General features: G+C 49.0%; 2 protein-coding genes. One reads left to right on the top strand and one right to left on the bottom strand.

The features are described from left to right. A partial coding sequence (locus AC2FH6_RS21390; RefSeq protein ID WP_496704187.1) for a hypothetical protein occupies positions 1 to 298 on the top strand: 298 nt, incomplete at its 5' end. A 100-nt stretch (positions 299 to 398) separates the two neighbouring features. Here AC2FH6_RS21390 and AC2FH6_RS21385 read toward each other — a convergent pair. Beyond that, positions 399 to 1433 carry an AraC family transcriptional regulator ligand-binding domain-containing protein gene (locus tag AC2FH6_RS21385; protein WP_496703701.1) on the bottom strand — a complete coding sequence of 345 codons (1035 nt, stop codon included), beginning with the start codon at positions 1431 to 1433 and terminating at the stop codon, positions 399 to 401. Between the last annotated feature and the right edge of the window lie 100 nt (positions 1434 to 1533).

Genomic DNA, 1533 nt, shown 5'->3' with positions numbered 1-1533 from the left:
GATGTTTTTTCTCAAAGCCTTGACGTGTCATCGCAATAAATCTGACCGACAGATCGCCAAATTGAATGCACACACAGCGTTTCAAACACGCTCAACCGAAAGGAACCAAGAAATGAAAAAGGCACTGATTTCCTTCGTCACCGCGTTCGCCATTGTTCTGAGTGCTGGAATGTCCATGGCGCACCCGTTGGATGGCTACGACCACCAAACTTCCAAAGCGGCTGGCCCTGGCTTCCATTTGAACTCAGAACTATCGAGTTCCGACCCTTGTGATTCATGCACTGATGCATGGGGATAAACTTTAACAGCGGATGCTTTGGACTGCGTTTGAGACGATGAGCATCCGCTTTCTTGCCCCAGCCTGCAATGTTAACCGATTTGCACATCCTGAGGTCGACCTAAGCGGTTCGAGCACTGCCCGGAGATTGGCCCGTCCAAGTCTTGTAGGCATTGCTAAACGCCGCTTGATCAGAATAACCAAGCGCAAAAGCAATCTCAGGCAGACTTAGCTTGGGGTCATCAAGATACTGCTCTGCCAGCCTTGCACGGATGTCCTTTAGCAGTTGTTTGTAAGTTGTGCCTTCCTTGGCAAGTTTGCGCCCAAGTGTGCTGATGCTCATCCCCAGTGTCTTCGCGATATCATCTTGTGTTGGAGCGCTAAAAGACAGTCGCGACGTTATCTCGCTCTGCACCAAAGAACTTGTTTCACCTATTACTGGCGGTAAATCGTTCATCAACGTTTGCACATGTTTTTCAAGGTGCAGAAGCAATGCGGGGTCCGTATCCTTGATCGGGATATCCATCACTGCTTTATCGAACAAGATGCCGGGAACTCTTTGTTTCTGCTTGATATTGACTGACAATGCACTAGAGATTTGGGTCCGCTTTTCTTCGGTCAATTCATGCGGAAAACGTATCTCAAGGACTGGCAAAGGCGTCTCAGCCGCAATTTGAAGGCTGGTCAAAAAAGCAGACATTCGAAACTCATTGTGAGCTCCATCAGAGCGCATCAGTTCAGCGATGGAGTCTATCTCCAGAAACATGCCACGTTCTTCTTCATAGAAGGACAGTTTGGCAAAGCCCCGAGCCAAGCGAGCATAGTTCACTGCCTTCTCGATTGCCTCGCCAACGGTCGGAGAGTTCAAAACGACATAGCTGAGGAGTGTAGTCTTTCTGGGGTTGAAGGTTTTTCCCGCAGTGATCGCAAACAGGGGGTCTCGGGTCTCTTGCACTGCAAGCTCCAAGAGTCGGAGCTCATTGCGAACATCAACAAAATCCGGCGGAGTTTTGTGACAATCAACGGGTAAGTTGGTCGATCTCAGAAGCGCAACAATATCTGAACCACGGTTTTCCAGAAGCCTGGCTATGTGATGCACACCAAAACCTGGAACATTCCAAGATTGGCCGTCAGAACTCACTTTGTCCTCTTTCATGCTCATATGCCGCCCGAGTCTGAAGTACCCTGCAAATCAGGGCGTTTTGTGGTTTAGGTAACAATAAGCAGGGTCCAAAAGCCATGCCAAGAAATCGTTT

The sequence above is a fragment of the Ruegeria sp. CDSC045 genome (assembly GCF_059610725.1).
This window is presented reverse-complemented; position numbering and strand designations above follow the sequence as displayed.

Bases quoted from the DNA above. Each gene is read 5' to 3' on its own strand.
- AC2FH6_RS21385 (WP_496703701.1), bottom strand. From the start codon at position 1,433: ATGAAAGAGGACAAAGTGAGTTCTGACGGCCAATCTTGGAATGTTCCA.